At 70.1% G+C, this 21,537-nt stretch carries 14 protein-coding genes; 1 reads left to right on the top strand and 13 read right to left on the bottom strand.

Annotated features, from left to right (window positions below; all coding sequences use genetic code 11):
* Nucleotides 1–50: 50 nt before the first annotated feature.
* From AB0436_RS03875 to AB0436_RS03935, 13 genes are all read right to left on the bottom strand, one after another.
* Complete coding sequence (locus AB0436_RS03875; RefSeq protein ID WP_366466041.1) at nucleotides 51–4,271, bottom strand: Rne/Rng family ribonuclease; 4,221 nt, start codon at nucleotides 4,269–4,271, stop codon at nucleotides 51–53.
* 296 nt (nucleotides 4,272–4,567) lie between these two features.
* Entirely contained in the window at nucleotides 4,568–5,323 is a 756-nt protein-coding gene (locus AB0436_RS03880) for a TIGR03936 family radical SAM-associated protein (RefSeq protein ID WP_366466042.1), read from the bottom strand.
* Between the two features lie 119 nt (nucleotides 5,324–5,442).
* The gene (locus AB0436_RS03885; protein WP_366466043.1) at nucleotides 5,443–6,564 is read right to left on the bottom strand and encodes a hypothetical protein; all 1,122 of its coding nucleotides are present in this window, start codon (nucleotides 6,562–6,564) and stop codon (nucleotides 5,443–5,445) included.
* A gap of 58 nt (nucleotides 6,565–6,622) precedes the next feature.
* On the bottom strand, nucleotides 6,623–8,545 hold the full coding sequence (locus AB0436_RS03890; RefSeq protein ID WP_366466044.1) for a TIGR03960 family B12-binding radical SAM protein: 1,923 nt from the start codon (nucleotides 8,543–8,545) through the stop codon (nucleotides 6,623–6,625).
* Between the two features lie 97 nt (nucleotides 8,546–8,642).
* Complete coding sequence (gene rodA, locus AB0436_RS03895) at nucleotides 8,643–9,836, bottom strand: rod shape-determining protein RodA (RefSeq protein WP_366466045.1); 1,194 nt, start codon at nucleotides 9,834–9,836, stop codon at nucleotides 8,643–8,645.
* Between the two features lie 4 nt (nucleotides 9,837–9,840).
* Nucleotides 9,841–12,012: a penicillin-binding protein 2 gene (gene mrdA, locus AB0436_RS03900; RefSeq protein WP_366466046.1), complete on the bottom strand. Its 2,172-nt coding sequence runs from the start codon at nucleotides 12,010–12,012 to the stop codon at nucleotides 9,841–9,843.
* A 91-nt stretch (nucleotides 12,013–12,103) separates the two neighbouring features.
* Entirely contained in the window at nucleotides 12,104–12,775 is a 672-nt protein-coding gene (gene mreD / locus AB0436_RS03905; protein WP_365850254.1) for a rod shape-determining protein MreD, read from the bottom strand.
* A gap of 15 nt (nucleotides 12,776–12,790) precedes the next feature.
* Nucleotides 12,791–13,813, bottom strand: coding sequence for a rod shape-determining protein MreC (gene mreC, locus AB0436_RS03910; RefSeq protein WP_366466047.1), 1,023 nt, complete (start codon nucleotides 13,811–13,813; stop codon nucleotides 12,791–12,793).
* A gap of 119 nt (nucleotides 13,814–13,932) precedes the next feature.
* On the bottom strand, nucleotides 13,933–14,952 hold the full coding sequence (locus AB0436_RS03915) for a rod shape-determining protein (RefSeq protein ID WP_164261203.1): 1,020 nt from the start codon (nucleotides 14,950–14,952) through the stop codon (nucleotides 13,933–13,935).
* 286 nt (nucleotides 14,953–15,238) lie between these two features.
* On the bottom strand, nucleotides 15,239–15,652 hold the full coding sequence (gene ndk / locus AB0436_RS03920) for a nucleoside-diphosphate kinase (protein WP_366466048.1): 414 nt from the start codon (nucleotides 15,650–15,652) through the stop codon (nucleotides 15,239–15,241).
* Nucleotides 15,653–15,715: 63 nt separating this feature from the next.
* The gene (locus AB0436_RS03925; RefSeq protein ID WP_366466049.1) at nucleotides 15,716–16,075 is read right to left on the bottom strand and encodes a DUF4233 domain-containing protein; all 360 of its coding nucleotides are present in this window, start codon (nucleotides 16,073–16,075) and stop codon (nucleotides 15,716–15,718) included.
* Nucleotides 16,076–16,078: 3 nt separating this feature from the next.
* Nucleotides 16,079–17,566, bottom strand: a complete 1,488-nt coding sequence (locus tag AB0436_RS03930; RefSeq protein WP_366466050.1) for a folylpolyglutamate synthase/dihydrofolate synthase family protein — start codon at nucleotides 17,564–17,566, stop codon at nucleotides 16,079–16,081.
* A gap of 153 nt (nucleotides 17,567–17,719) precedes the next feature.
* Nucleotides 17,720–20,350, bottom strand: coding sequence for a valine--tRNA ligase (locus tag AB0436_RS03935; protein WP_366466051.1), 2,631 nt, complete (start codon nucleotides 20,348–20,350; stop codon nucleotides 17,720–17,722).
* A gap of 138 nt (nucleotides 20,351–20,488) precedes the next feature.
* Here AB0436_RS03935 and AB0436_RS03940 point away from each other — a divergent pair, with 138 nt between their 5' ends.
* Complete coding sequence (locus tag AB0436_RS03940; protein ID WP_366466052.1) at nucleotides 20,489–21,496, top strand: hypothetical protein; 1,008 nt, start codon at nucleotides 20,489–20,491, stop codon at nucleotides 21,494–21,496.
* Nucleotides 21,497–21,537: the final 41 nt, after the last annotated feature.

A 21,537-nucleotide genomic window follows, 5' to 3' on the forward strand; every position in this document is an offset into this window, starting at 1 on the left:
GTGGGCCCCGTCGAATCGACGGGGCCCACGGTGAACTACTGCGGCTCGGGTCAGTCCTGCGGGATGTCCGTGGACGTTCCCGCAGGTGACGCCTGCTCGGCGGCCACGGTCTTCTTCGAGGCCTTCTTGGCCGTCGCCTTCTTGGCCGTGGTCTTCTTCGCCGCTGTGGTCTTGGCGGCTGCCTTCTTGGCGGTCGCCTTCTTCGCCGGTGCCTTCTTGGCGGCCTTGCGGGGGGCCGTCTTCTTGGCCGGGGCCGCGGGCTCGGACTCGGCCTCCGCCGGAGCGGGGGTCTCGTCCGGAGCGGTCTCGTCCGGAGCGGCCTCGACCACGACGACCGCCGCTTCGGTCGACCCGGCCGGAGATCCGGCGGGCGCGGTGGCCTTGCGGGTGGCGCGGCGGCGGGCCCGCGGGGGTGCGGGCTCGGCGGCGGCCGTGGGGGCTTCCGCCCGGGGCTCGGCGGCCGGCTCTTCGGCCACCGGGGCCGGGGCCTCGGCGACCACGATCTCGGCGGCTTCGTCAGACACCTTCGGGGCACCGGCCGGGGCCGTCGCCTTGCGGGTGGCACGGCGGCGGGTACGGGCCGGGGCGGCCTCCTGCGCGGGCTCTGCCGGAACGGGTTCCGGCGCGGGCTCGGGCTGCTCGGTCACCGGCTCGGCCGCGGCCGGTGCCGGGGCCTCGGCGGTCGGCTCGGGCTGCGCCTCCCGGGGGGCACCGGCCGGGGCCGACACCTTGCGGGTGGCGCGGCGGCGGCCACGGGTGCGGGTCGCGGCCGCTTCCGCCTCGGCGGCGCTGCCGTACAGCTCCTCGTCCGGCACGAAGGAGTCCACGGCGTCCGGCACCGTCGCGGCGGCCGGCGCGGCCTCCGGCTCGTGGCCGTGCGCCTCGTCGTGCTCGGCGAATTCGTCCACGTGGTCGTGCTCGGTCGTGTGGTCGTGCTCGTCGGTCGCCGGGCCGCCGCGGCCGCGCTTCTTGGCGCGCTTGCCGCCGCCACCGCCGCCGGCCGAGGTCGGCTGCTCCATGTGCACGATCACGCCGCGTCCGTTGCAGTGGACGCAGGTCTCGGAGAAGGATTCGAGGAGGCCCTGGCCGACCCGCTTACGGGTCATCTGGACCAGGCCAAGCGAGGTGACTTCGGCGACCTGGTGCTTCGTACGGTCCCGGCCCAGGCATTCGAGCAGCCGCCGCAGCACCAGGTCCCGGTTGGACTCCAGCACCATGTCGATGAAGTCGACGACGACGATGCCGCCCAGGTCGCGCAGCCGCAGCTGGCGGACGATCTCCTCGGCCGCCTCCAGGTTGTTCTTGGTGACGGTCTCTTCCAGGTTGCCGCCCTGGCCGGTGAACTTCCCGGTGTTGACGTCGACGACGACCATCGCCTCGGTCTTGTCGATCACCAGCGAGCCGCCGCTCGGCAGATAGACCTTCCGGTCCAGCGCCTTCATCAGCTGCTCGTCGATGCGGTACGTCGCGAAGACGTCGACCTCGGAGGTCCAGCGGGAGAGCCGGTCGGTCAGGTCGGGGGCGACGTGGGCGACGTAGCCGTGGATGGTGTCCCAGGCGTCGTCACCGCTGACGATGACCTTCGAGAAGTCCTCGTTGAAGATGTCGCGGACGACCCGGACGGTCATGTCCGGCTCGCCGTAGAGCAGCGTCGGCGCGTTGGTGCTGCCGCTGCCCTTCGCCTTCTTCTGGATGTCCTCCCACTGCGCCTGCAGACGCTCGACGTCGCGGCGCAGCTCGTCTTCGCTGGCGCCCTCCGCCGCGGTGCGGACGATGACGCCCGCGTCCTCGGGGACGATCTTCTTGAGGATGGTCTTCAGCCGGGAGCGCTCGGTGTCGGGCAGCTTGCGGCTGATGCCCGTCATCGACCCCTCGGGCACGTAGACCAGGTAGCGGCCGGGCAGCGACACCTGGCTGGTCAGCCGGGCGCCCTTGTGGCCGATGGGGTCCTTGGTGACCTGGACGAGCACCGACTGGCCGGACTTGAGCGCGGTCTCGATGCGGCGCGGCCCGTGGGCCATGCCGAGTGCCTCGAAGTTCACCTCACCGGCGTACAGGACGGCGTTGCGGCCCTTGCCGATGTCGACGAACGCGGCCTCCATCGACGGCAGGACGTTCTGGACCTTGCCCAGGTAGACGTTGCCGACGTAGCTGGTGGCCTGTTCCTTGTTGACGTAGTGCTCCACGAGCACGTTGTCCTCGAGGACACCGATCTGGGTGCGCTCGCCGTACTGGCGGACGACCATGACCCGCTCGACGGCCTCCCGGCGCGCCAGGAACTCCGCCTCGGTGATGATCGGCACCCGGCGGCGGCCCTGCTCACGGCCTTCGCGGCGGCGCTGCTTCTTCGCCTCCATACGGGTCGAGCCCTTGATGGACTGCACCTCGTCGAAGCCGGTACCGGGCTCGCGCTCTTCCTTCTTGCGCGGCTCGCGGACCTTGACGACCGTACGCTCCGGGTCGTCGGCGACCGCATCGGCGTCGGTGCCCGCGTCACCGCTGCGACGGCGCCTGCGACGGCGGCGACGGCTGCTGCTGGAGCCGGCCGGACCGTTGTCGTCCTCTTCCTCCTCGCTCTCCGCGGCGGCGGGAGCGGCTGCTGCCCCGGAGGGCGCTTCGGCTTCCTCGGTGTCCTCGGCCTCGTCGTCGGCGCCGTCGTCCGCGTCGTTGGCCTCGCCGCGGCGACGGCGACGGCCGCCCCGGCGGCGACGGCGCGACGGGCGGTCGCCGTACTCGTCGGACTCCTCGGCCTGCGCGTCCTCAGCCTGTGCGTCCTCGGGCTCTTCCTCGACGGGCTCTTCGGCAGCGGGTACGGCGGCCGGCTCGGGCACCCTTTCGGACCGGTCGGCCTTCTCGGCCTCGGCGGGCTCGCCCCGGCGACGGCGACGACGGCCGCGGGTGCCCTGCGGAGCGGACTCGGCGGTCCGGTCCGCGGTGGCGGTCTGCTCCGTGGTCTCGTCCTCGTCCACGGCTTCGGCCTGCTCGGTGGGCCGGGCGGCGGCAGCGGCCGCAGCGGTTTCCGGCGTCTGGAACATCGGCTCGGCGAAGACCGGTGCCTGGAACACGGCCACGGCCGGGCGGGCCGACCGGCGGCGTGAACGCCCGGTCTCGGCGGGCTCGACGGGCTCCGGCGCCTTCTCCTTGCCGCTCTTCTTCTCGGGCTTCTTCTCGGGCTGCTTCGCCGTCTGCTTCTCGCCCACGGCGGTGAACTGCGGGGATTCGGCCCTGCGGCGCTTACGTCCGCGCGGCGCGGCCTCGGCCCGCTCCTCGGTCTCCTCGGCGAGCGTCTCGGCGACGGCCTCCGGCAGGCTCTCGGCGGCGGCAGCCGACTGAGTGGCCTCTGGCTGAGCGGTCTCGGGCGGTACGGACTCGGAGCGGGGCGTGGCGGCGGGCGAGGTGGCACGACGGCGACCACGTCCGCGCGGCGCCTCGGCAGCGGGCGCCTCCGCGCTCTGCACCTCGGTGACCTGCGTCTCGGCAGCGGGTGCCGCTGCGGCGGGTGCCTCGACCGCGGGTGCCTCTGCGGCCGGTGCGGTCGCCCTACGGGTCGCACGGCGGCGGGCCCGCGGCGGGGCGGCGTCCTGCGCCTCTGCAGCCTGACCGGCCGGAGCAGCGTCCGGCTCGACGGCAGCGGGCTGTACGTTCTCGGCCCGGTCCGTCACCGGCGCCTCGGCGCTCTTCGGCGCACCCGCGGGCGCGGTCGCCTTCCGGGTGGCACGGCGACGGGCCCGCGGCGGGGCGGCGTCCTGCGCCTCGGGACGCTCGTCGGCGGCGGGTGCATCGGCCACAACGGTCTCCGGCTCGGCAGCGGCCACGGGGGCCTCGGTGGTCTGCGGCTCCGCGACGGGCGCGGTGGTGCCACGGGTGGCACGACGGCGAGCCCGGGCGGGCGCCGGGGTCTCGGCCTGCGGTGCGGTGGCCTCGCCCACTCCGGTCTCGGTCACGGCCTCGGCCTGCGGGGCGCCGGCCGGTGCGGTCGCCTTGCGGGTGGCGCGGCGGCGGGCGGGCGGCGCCGTCTCGGCGGCGACCTCGGTGGGCGGCGCGGCACCCTCGGTGGGCGGTATGGCCGGTGCCACCGTCTCCGCCACGGTGGTCGCGACGGTCTCGGGCGCCTTGCCGGCGCTCTCCGCGCCGGTCGGCGGCCCGGCGGGGCGCGACGCCGCTCGGCGCCTGCGGCGCACGGGAAGCGTGTCGCCGGGACCGGTGTTCTCGCCGGTGTTCTCGTTGGTTCCGTTGGTTCCGTTGGTAACGGATTCGTTCGACTGGGGCATGCGGGCGGTTCTCCCGTCACGCTCCCGGGCGCCGCGTCTGTTTCCGGTCCGGCACGGTCCGCGGCTGAAGCGCGGTTCCGCTCGTCCGGGGCGCGGGCGCCGCACGGGAGCTGATGTCTGGCTCGCCGGTTCCCTACGCGATGTACGTACGGCCTGGCGAAAGTCTTCTGGTCTGTGCGCTGCCCGATCCAGGTGGCTCCCGGATCCGAGGGCTGCGCAACGACTGTCCTTACGCGGCGACTGTCCTTGCGCGGCGGGACCGTCCGCACTGCTGCCGTCGGCGGCCCCTGGCGAAGCTAGGGGGAGGCCGTCCCGGCGGCCACAGTGATAGCGGCCGGGGCTGCCTCGCGGTCGGGCGCGAGCGGGTCGGTCACCGTTCCGGACTCCTCGTCGAAGAGCCCCTGCGCCAGCCTGGTCACCGATGCGGCGACCGGCGGCGCCAGGTCGGCCACAGCGTGGAGACCGGACAGGACGTCGTCGGGCCGGACGGCAGGTGTCACGTGCCGTACAACCAGCCGCAGTATCGCACAGGGCACACCCCCCGGCCTATCGGACGCCGGACGCACAGCCTGCAGGTCGGCCACCGCGGCGCGGGCGTCGAAGGTTCTGACGCCGCTCTTGGTCTTGCGCTGGACCTCGACGGCCCCGGCTGCCAGGAACGCCGCCACGGCCTGCCCGGCGGTGTCGAGCGCGACACCGTCCAGCCGCATCTCCCATACGGACCCGGTCAGCCGGTCGGCGAGAGCGGAGGTCCGTGCCTCGACGGCGTCGGTGATGTCCAGGCCGTCCGGCAGTGCCTGGTCGAGAAGCAGTCGCAGTGTCTCGGGATCGCGCTTCTCGGCGAGGGCGATCTCCAGGAACTCGGCCTCGCTGCCGGTGCCGGTGGGTGCGGCATTGGCGTACGAGACCTTCGGGTGCGGTGTGAAACCTGCCGAGTACGCCATGGGCACCTCTGCCCGGCGCAGGGCGCGCTCGAACGCGCGCTGGAAGTCGCGGTGGCTGGTGAACCGGAGGCGGCCGCGCTTGGTGTAGCGCAGTCGGATGCGCTGCACCGCCGGTGCGGGCGGCGGGCCTTCGGGCTGTCGCTTGCCCAGTGGTTCTTCTCCTCGGTGCGGGGCCGGCGCGGGGGGCGCGCCGCCCTACGGCGGGTTCCCGGGGCGCCGGACCCGGCTCACCCCGGCTCGGCGGTTTTGTCGCCCAGCAAGGAGATCTCGGGTCCCGGTGCCGCGTCGGGGACAGTCGTTGTAACACCCAGAGTACGCGCCGCGGCCACGTCAGGTTCCCGTACCTCGCTCGGACGGGCTCCGCCGACCATCGCGCGCCAGGCGTCGCGCCGGACCTGCCGTACGGTTTCGCGCGCGGAGCGCAGCGCGGCGCGGGCGCTGCGACCGGCCTCCGCCGCGGCCCGTCCTGCCGGGCGCAGGATGTGGCCGTGCACCCAGCTCGCCACCGGAGCCACGACTCCCTGCCACACCCAGCGGGCCGGGCGCCCCAGGAGGTTCCGGGCGAGCCACTTCAGCGCGCGGCCGGCGGCCCGCGAGATGTGTCCGGCGACACGCCAGGCGAATCCGATGGCGTCCAGGACCTCGCGCCCCACGACGCGGAGGGCCCGACCGACGGGCGTCAGCACGAACCGCCACAGCGCGACCGCCGGTACGACGAGGAGCCACCGGCCGAGGGCGGCGAGCACCAGGCCGGTACCGCGCGCCGTCCAGCGCATGAACCGGGCCAGTCCGTGGCCGGCCGGGGTGAGGAGCTGCCGGTACACCCACACCGCCGGCACCACCATCCCGTACCGGACCAACGGAACCAGCACAAACCGCCACAGCCCCACCGATGGCCACACGAGCAGCGCCCGGCCCAGCCACCCCAGGACGACCCCGCAGCAGCGGCCCAGTGCGCCGATGCCGTGGCCCGACGGGGTCAGCACCCACCGGTACAGCCAGGCCGCTGGTACGGCGACCAGATACCGGGCCAGCCAGCCGACGCCGTGACCCAGCGGGGTCAGCAGATACCGGTAGAGGCCGACCCAGGACCACACGAACAGGGTCATGGCCAGGAACCGGATCACGTAACCGAGCGGTACCAGAAGGTACGTGGACAGCAGTCGGCCCGCCCCGGCGGTGAGGCGCCTGGCGGCCCGGCCGCAGGCGGTGAGGGCGTCCCACACCAGCCGCAGCGGCAGAACCACCACCAGCACCACGATCCGCACCGGGATCCTGATCACCGTGGTCAGACAGCCCGTCGGCTCCCGTTCCGGGTCGGGTTGCGGCGCTTTCTGCAGGTCCACCATGTCCCCCCGGACGACGCTGCCCGGCCACGTGGTTCCGTGACCGGGCGGCAAGCGTGAGCTACTTGACCGTCAAGGGCAGCAACTTCTTGCCGGTCGGGCCGATCTGGATGGACGTGTCCATCTGCGGGCACACCCCGCAGTCGAAGCACGGCGTCCAGCGGCAGTCCTCGACCTCGGTCTCGTCGAGCGAGTCCTGCCAGTCCTCCCAGAGCCAGTCCTTGTCGAGGCCGGAGTCCAGGTGGTCCCAGGGCAGCACCTCTTCGTAGGTGCGCTCCCGGGTGGTGTACCAGTCGACGTCCACGCCGAAGTCCGGCAGCGTCTGCTCGGCGGCCTTCATCCAGCGGTCGTAGCTGAAGTACTCGCGCCAGCCGTCGAAACGGCCGCCGCCCTCGTACACCGCGCGGATGACCGAACCGACCCGGCGGTCACCGCGCGACAGCAGGCCCTCGACGATGCCGGGCTTGCCGTCGTGGTAGCGGAAGCCGATCGAGCGGCCGTACTTCTTGTCGCCTCGGAGCTTGTCGCGGAGCTTGGCCAGCCGGGCGTCGGTCTCCTCGGCGGACAGCTGCGGGGCCCACTGGAACGGCGTGTGCGGCTTGGGGACGAAGCCGCCGATGGAGACGGTGCAGCGGATGTCGTTCTGGCCGGAGACCCGGCGCCCCTCGGCGATGACGTTGACCGCCATGTCGCCGATCTGCAGCACGTCCTCGTCGGTCTCGGTGGGCAGGCCGCACATGAAGTAGAGCTTCACCTGGCGCCAGCCGTTGCCGTACGCGGTGGAGACCGTACGGATCAGGTCCTCCTCCGAGACCATCTTGTTGATGACCTTGCGCAGCCGCTCGGACCCGCCCTCGGGGGCGAAGGTCAGCCCGGACCTGCGGCCGTTACGGGTCAGCTCGTTGGCCAGGTCGACGTTGAACGCGTCGACCCGGGTGGACGGCAGGGACAGACCGACCTTGTCCTCGGTGTAGCGGTCGGCGAGGCCCTTGGCGATGTCGCCGATCTCGCTGTGGTCCGCGGAGGAGAGGGAGAGCAGGCCGACCTCTTCGAAGCCGGTCGCCTTGAGCCCCTTCTCGACCATCTCGCCGATGCCGGTGATGCTTCGCTCCCGCACGGGGCGCGTGATCATGCCGGCCTGGCAGAAACGGCAGCCGCGGGTGCAGCCGCGGAAGATCTCCACGGACATCCGCTCGTGCACGGTCTCGGCGAGCGGGACGAGGGGCTGCTTGGGGTAGGGCCACTCGTCGAGGTCCATCACGGTGTGCTTGGAGACCCGCCACGGCACGCCGGACCTGTTCGGCACGACCCGGCCGATCCGGCCGTCGGGCAGGTACTCGACGTCGTAGAAACGCGGGACGTAGACGCCGCCGGTCCGCGACAGCCGGAAGAGCACCTCGTCACGGCCGCCCGGGCGGCCCTCGGCCTTCCACGCGCGGATGATCTCGGTGATCTCCAGCACGGCCTGCTCGCCGTCGCCGATCACCGCGCAGTCGATGAAGTCCGCGATCGGCTCGGGGTTGAAGGCCGCGTGGCCGCCGGCCAGGACGATCGGGTCGTCGATGGTGCGGTCCTTGGAGTCCAGCGGAATGCCCGCCAGGTCCAGGGCGGTGAGCATGTTGGTGTAGCCGAGCTCGGTGGAGAAGCTCAGCCCGAAGACGTCGAACGCCTTGACCGGGCGGTGTCCGTCCACGGTGAACTGCGGCACATGGTGCTCGCGCATCAGCTCTTCGAGGTCCGGCCAGACGCTGTAGGTGCGCTCGGCGAGGACGCCCTCGCGCTCGTTGAGTACCTCGTAAAGGATCATGACGCCCTGGTTCGGGAGCCCGACCTCGTACGCGTCCGGGTACATCAGGGCCCAGCGGACGTCGCAGGACTCCCAGTCCTTCACGGTGGAGTTGAGCTCTCCGCCCACGTACTGGATGGGCTTCTGCACGTGCGGCAGGAGGGCTTCCAGGCGGGGGAAGACCGACTCGACAGACATCTTCGGCGACTTTCGCTGGGCTGGCAGGGGTGACCGTCCAGGTTACCCCGGCAGCCGACTGCCCGATGCCGGGCGCCGGGCAGCCCTCGGACGGACCTCAGGCACTTATCGGCCGCTGCACCCGGATCGACTGCAGCAAGCCGATCGCGATCCAGACCGCGAACATCGACGATCCGCCGTACGACACGAACGGCAGCGGCAGACCGGCGACCGGCATGATGCCGAGCGTCATGCCGATGTTCTCGAAGGCCTGGAAGGCGAACCAGGCGATGATCCCGGCCGCGACGACGGTGCCGTAGAGCTCGGTGGTCTCCCGGGCGATCCGGCAGGCGCGCCACAGCACGATGCCCAGCAGGACGAGGATGAGTCCGGCGCCGAGGAAGCCCAGCTCCTCGCCCGCGACGGTGAAGACGAAGTCGGTCTGCTGCTCGGGAACGAACTGTCCGGTGGTCTGCGAGCCGTGGAAGAGGCCGGTGCCGGTCAGTCCGCCCGAGCCGATCGCGATCCGCGCCTGGTTGGTGTTGTAGCCGACGCCGGCCGGGTCCAGGGCGGGGTTGGCGAAGGCGGCGAACCGGGCGATCTGGTATTGGTCGAGCAGCCCGGCCTGCCAGACGCCGATGGCGCCGACCACACCCGCGCCGAGCAGCCCCAGGACCCAGCGTTTGGACGCGCCGGAGGCCAGCAGCACCCCGAGGACGATCATCGCGATCACCATGACCGAGCCGAGGTCCGGCATCAGCATGATGATCAGTATCGGAATCACGGCCACGCCCAGCGACTTGGCCACCGTGCGGTGGTCGGGGTGCGCCTGGTCCCCGGCGTCGACCCGGGAGGCGAGGATCATCGCCATCCCCAGGATGATGGTGATCTTGGTGAACTCGGAGGGCTGCAGGGAGAACCCACCGCCGATGACGATCCAGGCGTGCGCACCGTTGACCGTCTGACCGAGCGGTGAGAGGACGGCGAGGATCAGCAGCACGGAGATCCCGAAGAGCACCGGCACCGCCCCGCGCAGGGTGCGGTGGCCGAGCCAGATGGTGCCGACCATCAGGCCGAAGCCGATGCCGGTGTTCATGGCGTGGCGCAGCAGGAAGTAGTACTGATCGCCGTGGGTGAGCGAGTCACGTCCGCGGGTGGCCGAGTAGACCAGCAGTGCGCCGATGAACGACAGCGCCAGCGACGACAGCAGCAGCGGCCAGTCGAGCCTGCGTACCAGCGAGTCGCGGGCGGTCAGCTTGGACCACAGGCCCTGCTCGGTGGGCGCGTACCGGGCTACGGAGAAACCGCCCATGGTTTCAGTCCCTCCGGCCTGTGGTGGCGGCGAGTGGCTCGGAACCGTTCGCGGGCGGCGTCGGCTTCGAGTCCGGCTTGTTCGCGGTGACCGTCGGAGCGTCGATGGTGCCGTCCTTGGAGATCTTCGGCAGGGCGGTCTGCGGCTTCGGCAGCAGCGCCTTCTTGAGGTCCTGCTTGCCCTTGCCGTCGAGGCCGTACATGGCCTGGTAGATCTTGCGGACCGCGGGACCCGAACCACCGGATCCGGTACCGCCCTGGGAGATCGTCATGACGATCGCGTAGTCCTTGGTGTAGGTCGAAAGCCAGGACGTGGTCTGCTTGCCGGCGACCTCCGCGGTACCGGTCTTGGCATGCAGTGCGATCTTGTCCTGCGGCCAGCCGCCGAACTGCCAGGCCGCGGTTCCGCTGGTGACCACGCCTTCCAGCGCCTTGTCGATGTACGAGACGGTCTTCTTGGTGTCGGGCAGCTTGCCCGCGACCGTCGGCTTGATCGGCTGCACCGTCTTGCCGTCGGCGCTGATGATCGCCTTGCCGACGCTCGGCTGGTACATCGTGCCGCCATTGGCGATGGCGGAGTACATCACGGCCTCTTGGATGGGGGTGAGGAGCGTGTCGCCCTGGCCGATGGCGTAGTTGACGGAGTCACCGGCACGCACCTGGTTGCCGTCGGTGCAGTTCTCGTACTCGATCTGCTCGACGTAATTGCCGTTCTTCTTGCCCTGCTTGCACCAGAGGTCCTTGTTGGCCTCCCAGTAGGCCTGCTTCCAGGCGCGGTCCGGGACGCGGCCGGACACCTCGTCGGGCAGGTCGATACCGGTCTTCTTGCCGAGCCCGAACTGGTGGGCCGTCCTGAAGAACCAGTCCTTGGGGTGCTTGGGGTGGTTGCCGCCGTCCTTCTTCCACTGGTCGTAGGCCAGGTAGTAGAAGACCGTGTCGCAGGAGACCTCGAGCGCCTTGCCCAGGCTGATGTCGCCGAAGCTCTCGCCCTCGAAGTTCTTGAAGACCCGGTTGCCGATGGACATCGACGAGGTACACGGGTAGCCGCCGTCGGGCGCGTATCCGGCGTTGACCGCCGCACTGGTGGAGATGACCTTGAAGGTCGAGCCGGGCGCCGACTGCCCCTGGATGGCCCGGTTCAGCAGCGGGTAGTTGGACGAGGTTTTGGTGAGCTTGGCGTAGTCCTTGGCGGAGATGCCACCGCTCCAGACGTTGGGGTCGTAGGTCGGGGCGCTGGCCATCGCGATGATCCGGCCGGTGTGCACGTCCATCACCACGGCCGCACCGGAGTCGGCCTTGTAGTTGCTGTGGGTCACCGAGTCGTAGGTCTTGCGGAGGTTCTTCATGGCCGTCACCAGTTCCTTCTCGGTGATCGCCTGGATCCGCGAGTCGATGCTGGTGACGAGGGAGCTACCGGGCTTCGCGGGGGTGTCGCCGGCCTTGCCGATGACCCGGCCGAGGTTGTCCACCTCGTATCGGGTGACACCCGACTTACCGCGCAGCTGCTGGTCGTACGTCGACTCCAGGCCGGCTCGGCCGACCTGGTCGGAGCGGAGCAGCGGGTTGTCGGTCTTCTCCGACTTGGCCACCTCGTTGTCGGTGACCGGGCCGAGGTAGCCGAGCACCTGCGCGGCGTTGACGCCGCCGGGGCCGGGGTAGCTGCGTACGGCGGTGGGTTCGGCGGTGATGCCGGGGAAGTCCTCGCTGCGCTCGCGGATCTGGAGGGCCTGCTGGGTGGTGGCGTCCTCGGTGACCGGGATCGGCTGGTAGGGCGACCCGTTCCAGCAGGGCTTGGGCGTCTTCGCGTCGCAGAGCCTGACCTTCGCGATGACGTCGGCGGGCTTCATGCTCAGTACGCCTGCGAGGCGGGTGAGGACGGCCTTGCCGTCGTCCGCCATCTTCAGCAGCTTGGTGCGGTTGGCGGAGACCACGAGCCGGGTCTCGTTGTCGGCGAGCGGCACACCGCGTGCGTCGAGGATGGAGCCGCGCACGGCGGGCTGGACGACCTGCTGGACGTGGTTGTTCTTGGCTTCGGCGGTGTATTCGTCGCCGTTGCGGATCTGCAGGTACCAGAGCCGGCCGCCGAGGGTGAGCAGCAGGGAGAAGACGAGGATCTGGATGACGACGAGCCGGATCTGCACCCGTGAGGTGCGACCGGTCTCGGGAATATTGCTCACTGCGTGCTCCGGCTCTGGGTTGCACGGTTCTGCGTGCTCCGGATCGGGGTTGCCCGGCTGGGGGTACGGGGGTCCCCGGGGTGGCGCCGCGTCACAGTCGTTTGACCCCCTTGATGCGTCCTGCCTTGTTCGCCCGTGACCGTGCCGCCCGCAACCGCAGACCGCCACGCTGGTTCCCGATCTGCAGTCCGGTGCCGGTGGCCAGCCATCCGGTCGCGACATCGCCCGCACCACCGCCGCCCTGGGCATCGGCGAGCGGATCGTTGTCGGTGCGTCTGGCCAGCGCCATGATGAACGGGACGGTGAACGGCGCGAGCAGCAGGTCGTACACGGCCGCGCTGAACAGCAGACCGGCGAGGCCCACATGGCGAGCGGCGGTGTCGCCGACCAGCGAACCGACCCCGGCGTACAGCAGGGTGGAGCCGATCGCCGCGGCCACCACCACGATCATCGGTCCGACGACGGACCTGATGCGGCCGTTCTCCGGTCGGGCGAGCCCGACGGCATAGCCGACGACGCAGAGCACCAGGGCGTACCGTCCGGCGGCGTGGTCGGCGGGCGGGGCGAGATCGGCGAGCAGTCCCGCGCCGAAGCCGATGAACGCGCCGGCCAGATGGCCGTAGACCAGCGCGAGGGCGACCACCGTGAGCAGCAGCAGGTCCGGTACGGCGCCGGGAAGTTGGAGTCGGGCGAGCACGCTCACCTGGACGACCAGGGCGACGACCACCAGCGTGGCCGAAAGCAGCATCCGGTTGAGGCGCATGCGAATCAGCTCCTGCTACTGGGGGGTGTTGGCATTGGGGTCGGCGTTCGGGTCGGCGTTGGGGTCACTGCCCGCGTCGGTACCGGCACCGGCATCGGTGGTGGCATCGGTGCCGGCGCCGGTGTCCGCCGACGGGGTGACGGTGACGGTGACCGTGGGGGCCGGCTTCGGCTTCGCGGGTTTGGCGGGCAGCACGGTGTCGCGCGGGTCCTCGCGCGGCGGTTCGACCACGACGCCGACCAGGTCCAGCTTGGTGAACGAGACGAACGGACGGACGGAGACGGTCCGGGTCAGGTCACCGCGCGAGGGATCGACCTTGACGACCTGGCCGACCGGGACGCCCGGTACGAACGGCTTGTCGTTGCTGGAGCCGAACGTGACCAGCCGGTCGCCCTTCTTCACCTGGGCCTTGCCGTTGAGGAGCTGGACGGCGAGCGGACGGTCGCCGCGACCGGTGGCGAAGCCGATTTCGTCGGTGTTCTCCATGCGGGTGCCGACGGTGAAGTCGGGGTCGTTGGCGAGCAGTACGGTCGCCGTGTGCGGTCCGACGGTGGTGACCCGGCCGACGAGCCCCGCGCCGTTGAGCACCGTCATGTCGCGCATTATGCCGTCGTCGGATCCGGCGTCGATCGTGATCGTCCAGGAGAAGCCCTGGGCCGCTCCGACCGCGATGACCTCGGCGCCCTTGATGCCGTACTGGCCGGCGGCCGCGGTCTTGAGCATGGCGTCGAGCTGGCGGACCCGGCTGCGGTTGCGGTCGGTGCTGCCGAGTCGCTGCTTCAGAGCGGCGTTGTCCCGCTCCAGCGCGGCGATGCGAGCGTGGCGGTCGCCGGAGTCCCGTACTGCGCCGATCGCGTTGCCCACCGGGTTCACGACGTTCGCGACGCCGTTCTCGACCGGTCCGAGGACGGTGGCGGCGGCTCTACGGGCGCCGTCCACCGGTGACGCCTCACCGCCGCGGATGTCCACCGTGATCAGCGCGAACGCGATGACGATCAGCAGCACCAGGAGCAGCCGGCTCTCTCGTGTGTCCCTCACGTGCGGAGGCCGTGCCTTCCTCGTCGAAAATTCCTATGCGTTTGTGTATATCAACGTTCCGCCGTACCGGGCGGACGCACCCGGTGACGGCGGAACGGCGTGTTCCGCCCGGTGCCCGGCTAGCGCCGAGGCTGGGCGTCCAGTACCTGCTGGAGCGCCTCGAACTCCTCCACGCACTTGCCGGAGCCGAGCGCGACCGAGTCCAGCGGGTCCTCAGCGATATGGATCGGCATTCCGGTCTCGTGGCGCAGCCGTTCGTCCAGGCCGCGGAGCAGTGCGCCGCCGCCGGTGAGGACGATGCCCCGGTCCATGACATCGCCGGAGAGCTCCGGCGGGCACTTGTCGAGCGTGGTCTTGACCGCGTCGACGATCGCGTTGACCGGTTCCTCGATGGCCTTGCGGACCTCGGCCGCCGAGATGACCACGGTCTTCGGCAGGCCCGAGACCAGGTCGCGGCCGCGGATCTCGGTGTGTTCGTCCTTCTCCAGGTCGAACGCCGAGCCGATCGTGATCTTGATCTGTTCCGCGGTCCTTTCACCGAGCAGGAGGGAGTACTCCTTCTTGATGTGCTGGATGATCGCGTTGTCCAGCTCGTCGCCCGCGACGCGGATCGACTGAGCGGTGACGATTCCTCCCAGCGAGATCACGGCGACCTCGGTGGTGCCGCCACCGATGTCCACGACCATGTTCCCGGTGGCCTCGTGGACCGGCAGTCCCGAGCCGATGGCCGCGGCCATCGGCTCTTCGATGATGTGCACCTGGCGGGCGCCGGCCTGCGTGGACGCCTCGATGACGGCGCGGCGCTCGACGCCGGTGATGCCCGAAGGCACACAGACGACGACCCGCGGACGGGCCAGGTAGCGGCGCTTGTGGATCTTCAGGATGAAGTACCTGAGCATCCGCTCGGTGATCTCGAAGTCGGCGATCACGCCGTCCTTCAGCGGCCGCACGGCAACGATGTTGCCCGGCGTACGACCGATCATCTTCTTGGCTTCGGCACCGACGGCGAGAATGCCCCCGGTGTTGGTGTTGATGGCGACGACCGACGGCTCGTTGAGGACGATTCCGCGACCTCTGACGTACACCAGCGTGTTGGCAGTCCCGAGGTCAATAGCCATGTCACGGCCGATGAACGACATTGAGTTCCCCTTGTTCCCCATGAGGATGCGTCGGGCCTTTCCCAAGTGGAGCTGATGGGCAATGGGTAGGCGAAGTGAGCGCTGTGGGTGTGAAGGCTTCATCGTAGTGCCGCCTGCACGAACATCGCGCGAGGGTCTCCGCCATGTGGGCGGTAGATACACCCGCCTCAGTCATGGTGACGTCATGTTGGAGCGATGCGTTCCCGGAATCGCCGGGCATATGCCGAAGGGCGACCGAATTAATTCGGTCGCCCGAGGCCACAGGCGCTATGGGGCTGACAGGACGTCAGGATACGGCCGGGAAGAAAAGTTTCAATTCTCGCTCTGCGGACTCCTCGGAGTCCGAGGCGTGGATGAGGTTCTCCCGGACGATGGTCCCGAAATCACCACGAATGGAGCCGGGCGCTGCTGCAATCGGGTCGGTCGGGCCGGCCAGCGCGCGCACACCCTCGATCACCCGATCGCCTTCGACGATCAGTGCCACGACCGGGCCGGAGGCCATGAACTCCACCAGCGGCTGGTAGAACGGCTTGCCCTGGTGTTCCCCGTAGTGCTGCTCGAGCGTGTCCTGGTCGAGGGTGCGCAGCTCCAGCGCGGAGATGGTCCAGTTCGCCTTGCGCTCGATACGGCTGATGACCTCACCGATCAGGCCGCGGCGTACGGTATCGGGCTTGAGCAGGACGAGCGTGCGCTGGCTCACGGGGCGGACTCCTTCGTTCGCGGGGTACGTCCCCTGAGGTTACAGGGCCGCACCCGCCGACCGTTACGCAGCGTCAGGCCCTGCGGAAGCCTGCTCCTCCTGAGCGGCCCAGCGGGCCTTCGCCTCGTCGATCTTGCGGCCGTAGTGGATCGAGGCCCACCACAGACCTGCGAAGACCGCGCCGAGGAAGAACATCGTGGGCACCACGAAGCCGCTGAGCACCAGTGCGATCTGCAGGGCCCAGCCGATCTGGATCGCGCCCGGCCGGCCGAGCATCCCGCAGAGCAGGACCGAGAGCAGCATCGCGATGCCGCAGACCGTCCAGACGGTGGTGCCGGAGAGGTCGCCCTTCATGGCGACCAGACCGGCGAAGCCGATCACGAAGAACTCACCGATCAGGGTGGAAGCGCAGAGCGTCCGCATGGGTCAGGCCCTCCCCAGGAGCAGCCGGGCCTCGCCGACCGTGATCACGGAGCCGGTGACCAGAACACCTGCTCCGGCGTATTCGTCCTCCTCCTCGGCCAGCGTGATCGCCGTCTCCAGCGCGTCGTCGAGACGCGGCTCGACGACCACCCGATCGTCGCCGAAGACCTCCACCGCCAGCGCGGCCAGATCGTCGGCGCTCATCGCGCGGTGGGTGGAGTTCTGGGTGACCACGACCTCGGCGAAGATCGGCTCGAAGGCTTCGAGCAGCCCTCGTACGTCCTTGTCGCCGCTCGTGCCGACCACACCGATCAGCCGCGAGAAGCCGAAGGCCTCGGTGATGGCAGCGGCCGCGGCCTGCCCGCCCGCCGGGTTGTGCGCGGCGTCCAGGACGACGGTCGGCGAGCTCCGCACGACCTCCATACGGCCCGGTGAGAGCACCGATGCGAACGCCTTGCGCACCAGCTCCACGTCGAGCAGGCCCGCCTGCTGCGCGCCGACGCCGAAGAACGCCTCGACCGCGGCGAGCGCCACCGCGGCGTTGTGCGCCTGGTGGGCGCCGTAAAGCGGCAGGAAGATCTCCTCGTACTCACCGCCGAGGCCGCGCAGCGTCAGCAGCTGGCCGCCGACCGCGATCTCCCGGCTGCCGACGCCGAACTCCATGCCCTCACGGGCCACGGTGGCGTCCGTCTCGACGGCCTTCTTCAGCATCACCTGCGCGGCATCGACCGGCTGCTGCGCCAGAATGACCGTGGCGCCCTGCTTGATGATCCCCGACTTCTCGACGGCGATTTCGCCGGGCGTGTCGCCGAGGCGGTCGGTGTGGTCCAGCGCGATCGGGGTGATCACGGCGACCGGGGCCTCCATGACGTTGGTGGCGTCCCAGCTGCCCCCCATCCCGACCTCGACGACCGCCACATCGACCGGCGCATCGGCGAAGGCCGCGTACGCCATGCCGGTGAGCACCTCGAAGAAGGACAGCCGGTGCTCCTGCTGCGCGTCGGTCATGTCGATGTACGGCTTGATGTCCTGGTACGCCTCGATGAACCGCTCGGCCTCGATCGGGGCGCCGTTGAGACTGATCCGCTCGGTGATCGACTGCACGTGCGGCGAGGTGTACCGCCCGGTGCGCAGCTCGAACGCGCCCAGCAGCGCCTCGATCATCCGGGCCGTCGACGTCTTGCCGTTGGTGCCGGTGATGTGGATCGAGGGATACGCCCGCTGCGGATCGCCCAGCAGGTCGAGCAGCGCCTCCATCCGTACCAGCGACGGGTCGAGCTTGGTCTCCGGCCAGCGGCCGAGCAGCTCCTGCTCCACCGCCCGCAGCGCCTTGTCCACCTCCGGATCGGCGGGACGGGCCGGGATGCCGTCGCCCGGCGGCGGGCCGGACTGGGTACGCAGGGTACGGCTACCGGCCTCGATCACCGCCAGGTCGGGGTCGCTTGTGGTCTCTGCGTCGACGATCTCGTCGAAAGGGTCGGGCTCGCTCACAGGACCAGTCTACGGAGATGGGGCGCGAGGGCTTGCGCCCCGCCCCCTCGCCGTGGTTTCACGGTCGCCCTGCACGCTGCGAGAACGGTCCGGTACCGCGCGCAGCGCCGGCCGGGGGGTGAGCCCCGGCCGGCGCTGCTCTCACGACCCGCCCTACGCGGCCGGCAGGCCGCGCAGCTGCTCCTCGATCCGCTCGATGTCCGCCTCGGCCTTGGCGAGCCGGGTACGGATCTTGTCGACCACGTGGTCGGGCGCCTTGCCGAGGAACGCCTCGTTGCCGAGCTTGCCGAGCGCCTGCGTCTTCTCCTTCTCGGCCGCGCCGAGGTCCTTGGTCAGACGCTTGCGCTCGGCCTCGACGTCGATCGTGCCGGACAGGTCCAGCGCGACCTTCGCACCGGCGACCGGCAGCGACGCGGTGGCGTGGAAGCCCTCACCGGCCGGCTGCAGTCGCAGCACCTGACGAATGGCCGCCTCGTGCGGTGCCAGCGCCGTGCCGGTCAGGTCCAGCTCGGCCGGAACCTTCTGGCCGGGCTGCAGGCCCTGGTCGGAACGGAACCGGCGGACCTCGGTGATGACCTGCTGGACGAGGGCGATCTCCTGCTCGGCCGCGCTGTCGCGGAAGCCGGAGTCCCGGGGCCAGTCGGCGATGACGACCGACTCCTTGCCGGTGAGCGTGGTCCACAGGGTCTCGGTCACGAACGGCACGATCGGGTGCAGCAGCCGCAGCATCACGTCGAGAACCTCGCCGAGGACCCGCGCCGACGCCTGCGCGGGCTCGCCGCCCGCGAAGAAGGTGGTCTTCGACAACTCGACGTACCAGTCGAAGACCTCGTCCCACGCGAAGTGGTAGAGGGTGTCGGCGAGCTTCCCGAACTGGTAGTCGTCGTAGTACGTGTCGGCCTCGGCCACCACCGCGTTCAGCCGCGACAGGATCCACCGGTCGTTGGCCGACAGCCGGTCCGCGGAGGGCAGTGCGCCCTCGACGTTCGCGCCGTTCATCAGCGCGAAGCGGGTGGCGTTCCAGATCTTGTTGGCGAAGTTCCTGGACGCCTTGACCCAGTCCTCACCGATCGGCACGTCGGCGCCGGGGTTGGCGCCGTTGGCCACGGTGAAGCGGACGGCGTCGGAGCCGTAGGCGTCCATCCAGTCCAGCGGGTCGACGACGTTCCCGAACGACTTGGACATCTTCTTGCCGTTCTCGTCGCGGACGAGACCGGTCAGCGCGATGGTGTGGAACGGCGCGACGCCGTCCATCGCGTACAGACCGAACATCATCATCCTGGCCACCCAGAAGAAGATGATGTCGTGCCCGGTGACCAGGACATCGGTCGGATAGAACTTCTCCAGGTCCGGGGTCCGCTCCGGCCAGCCGAGCGTGGAGAACGGCCACAGGCCCGAGGAGAACCAGGTGTCGAGGACGTCCTCGTCCTGCCGCCAGCCGTCGCCGGTGGGTGCCTCCTCGCCGGGTCCGAGGCAGACGACCTCGCCCTGCGGGCCGTACCAGACGGGGATCCGGTGGCCCCACCACAACTGCCGTGAGATGCACCAGTCGTTGAGGTTGTCGACCCAGTCGAAGTACCGCTTCTCCATCTCCTTCGGGTGGATCTTGACGCGGCCGTCCCGGACCGCGTCGCCCGCGTCCTTGGCGAGCGTCTCGACCTTGACCCACCACTGCAGGGAGAGCCGGGGCTCGACGGTCGTCTTGCAGCGCGAGCAGTGCCCGACGGAGTGCGTGTACGGACGCTTCTCGGCGACGATCCGGCCCTGCTCGCGCATGGCCTCGACGATCGTGGCACGCGCCTCGAAACGGTCCAGGCCCTGGAAGGGGCCCGGCACGGTGATGACACCGCGCTCATCCATGATCGTCATGGATTCCAGGTTGTGCCGCTGCCCGATGGCGAAGTCGTTCGGGTCGTGGGCGGGCGTCACCTTGACGGCTCCGGTGCCGAACTCCGGGTCGACATGGGCGTCCGCGACGACCGGGATGGTCCGGTCGGTCAGCGGCAGCTTGATCCGCTTGCCGATGAGATGCGCGTACCGCTCGTCGTCGGGGTGCACGGCGACGGCGGTGTCACCGAGCATCGTCTCGACCCGGGTCGTCGCGACGACCACCGTCTGTTCACCCTCGCCGTACTTCAGCGAGACCAGTTCGCCGTCGTCGTCCTGGTAGTCGACCTCGATGTCGGAGATCGCGGTCAGGCAGCGCGGGCACCAGTTGATGATGCGCTCGGCGCGGTAGATCAGCTCGTCGTCGTACAGCTTCTTGAAGATCGTCTGGACGGCCTGGGACAGGCCCTCGTCCATGGTGAACCGCTCGCGCGACCAGTCCACGCCGTCCCCGAGGCGACGCATCTGCCCGAGGATCTTGCCGCCGTACTCCTCCTTCCACTGCCAGACCCGCTCGGTGAACTCGGCGCGCCCCAGGTCCTGGCGCGACTTGCCCTCCTCGGCGAGCTGCTGCTCGACCTTGTTCTGGGTGGCGATCCCGGCGTGGTCCATGCCGGGCAGCCACAGGGCCTCGAAGCCCTGCATGCGCTTGCGGCGGGTGAGGGCGTCCATCAGCGTGTGCTGGAAGGCGTGCCCCAGGTGGAGCGATCCGGTGACGTTCGGCGGCGGGATGACGATGGTGTACGGGGGCTTCTCGCTCTTCGCGTCGGCCTCGAAGTAACCGCGCTCCACCCAGCGCTCGTACAGCTTCCCCTCTACCTCGGCCGGCGTGTACTGGGTCGGCAATTCCTGAGAGGGCAGGGGCTCTGGAGTCTGCTGCGATGAGTTCTCGGTCACCGGCTCAGTTTAAGGGCGTCACGGTCCCGTACTGAAACGAGAATGTTTGGTGCGACTGTGCGCCCCGTCGCACTTCACTGTGACTGCGTCCGTCAGGATGTTCACGAGAAGTAAGTATTCAGAGGGGGAACCCAGTCCATGAGCTACAACCAGCCGGGCCCGTACGGCCAGCAGCCGCCGCAGCAGCCGGGGCCGTACGGTCAGCAGCCGCCGCAGCCCGGACCGTACGGCCAGCAGCCGCCGCAGCCCGGACCGTACGGTCAGCAGCCGCCGCAGCAGCCGGGACCGTACGGACAGCCCGGCGGCCAGCCGCAGCCCGGTTACGGCTACCCGCAGCAGGCCCCGCAGGGTGTACCGCCCCAGCAGCCGGGCTACGGCTACCCGCAGCAGCAGCCGGGACCCTACGACCAGCAGCCGCAGCAGCCGCCGTACGGCCAGCAGCCCCCTTACGGTCAGGTGCCGGCTCCGCCGCAGGCACCGAAGAAGAAGACCGGGCTGATCGTGGTCGCGGCTGTGGTGGCGGTCGCGGTGATCGGCGGCGGGGTCTATCTGCTGACGAAGGGCGGTGGCAACAGCTCGGTGGCCGACGACGGGCCGCACAAGCTGATCACGCCGGCGAAGGTGCTCGGCGACTACAAGCGGTCGGGGGAGAACCAACCCCCGGAGGACGCGTCGTCCAGCGATGAGAAGGACCTGGCCAGCAGCGGCATCACCAACGCCAAATCGGTCGGCGCTCTTTACTCGACGATCGACCTCAGCGACCCGTCCAAGGTGAACCCCCTGGAGATCGCCGGGGCGCGGACCGTCACCTTCCTGGGCCTGTACGGCAAGGTCAAGGACCCGGCGGCCGCCGTGGACCAGGGCTTCGATGGCCTGAAGAAGAACGACAGCAAACTGAAGTGGATCGGCGACCCGAAGTCGGTCTCCCCGGACAGCCTCGACGGCGCCGTGATGAAGTGCCAGCAGGCGCAAGGTGAAAACGTCACGACGAAGAAGACGAACACCGAGTACATCTGTATGTGGGCCGACTACAGCACCCTCGGCGTCGGCATTCCGTCCCAAGGAGCGGGGGACGGCCTCAGCCTCGACGACTCGGCCAAGGTGACCGCCGACCTCCGCAAGGAGGTCCGCGTCCCGGTCAAGTAACGGCGCCACCGCAACGACGCAGGGCGCCCGGTCGGTGAACC

The organism is Streptomyces sp. NPDC051322, assembly GCF_040689485.1.
Taxonomy (GTDB): domain Bacteria; phylum Actinomycetota; class Actinomycetes; order Streptomycetales; family Streptomycetaceae; genus Streptomyces.

Bases quoted from the DNA above. Each gene is read 5' to 3' on its own strand.
- rodA (WP_366466045.1), bottom strand. From the start codon at position 9,836: ATGGGCGGTTTCTCCGTAGCCCGGTACGCGCCCACCGAGCAGGGCCTG.
- AB0436_RS03875 (WP_366466041.1), bottom strand. From the start codon at position 4,271: ATGCCCCAGTCGAACGAATCCGTTACCAACGGAACCAACGGAACCAAC.
- AB0436_RS03915 (WP_164261203.1), bottom strand. From the start codon at position 14,952: ATGTCGTTCATCGGCCGTGACATGGCTATTGACCTCGGGACTGCCAAC.
- mreD (WP_365850254.1), bottom strand. From the start codon at position 12,775: ATGCGCCTCAACCGGATGCTGCTTTCGGCCACGCTGGTGGTCGTCGCC.
- AB0436_RS03885 (WP_366466043.1), bottom strand. From the start codon at position 6,564: ATGGTGGACCTGCAGAAAGCGCCGCAACCCGACCCGGAACGGGAGCCG.
- AB0436_RS03940 (WP_366466052.1), top strand. From the start codon at position 20,489: ATGAGCTACAACCAGCCGGGCCCGTACGGCCAGCAGCCGCCGCAGCAG.
- AB0436_RS03890 (WP_366466044.1), bottom strand. From the start codon at position 8,545: ATGTCTGTCGAGTCGGTCTTCCCCCGCCTGGAAGCCCTCCTGCCGCAC.
- AB0436_RS03925 (WP_366466049.1), bottom strand. From the start codon at position 16,075: ATGCGGACGCTCTGCGCTTCCACCCTGATCGGTGAGTTCTTCGTGATC.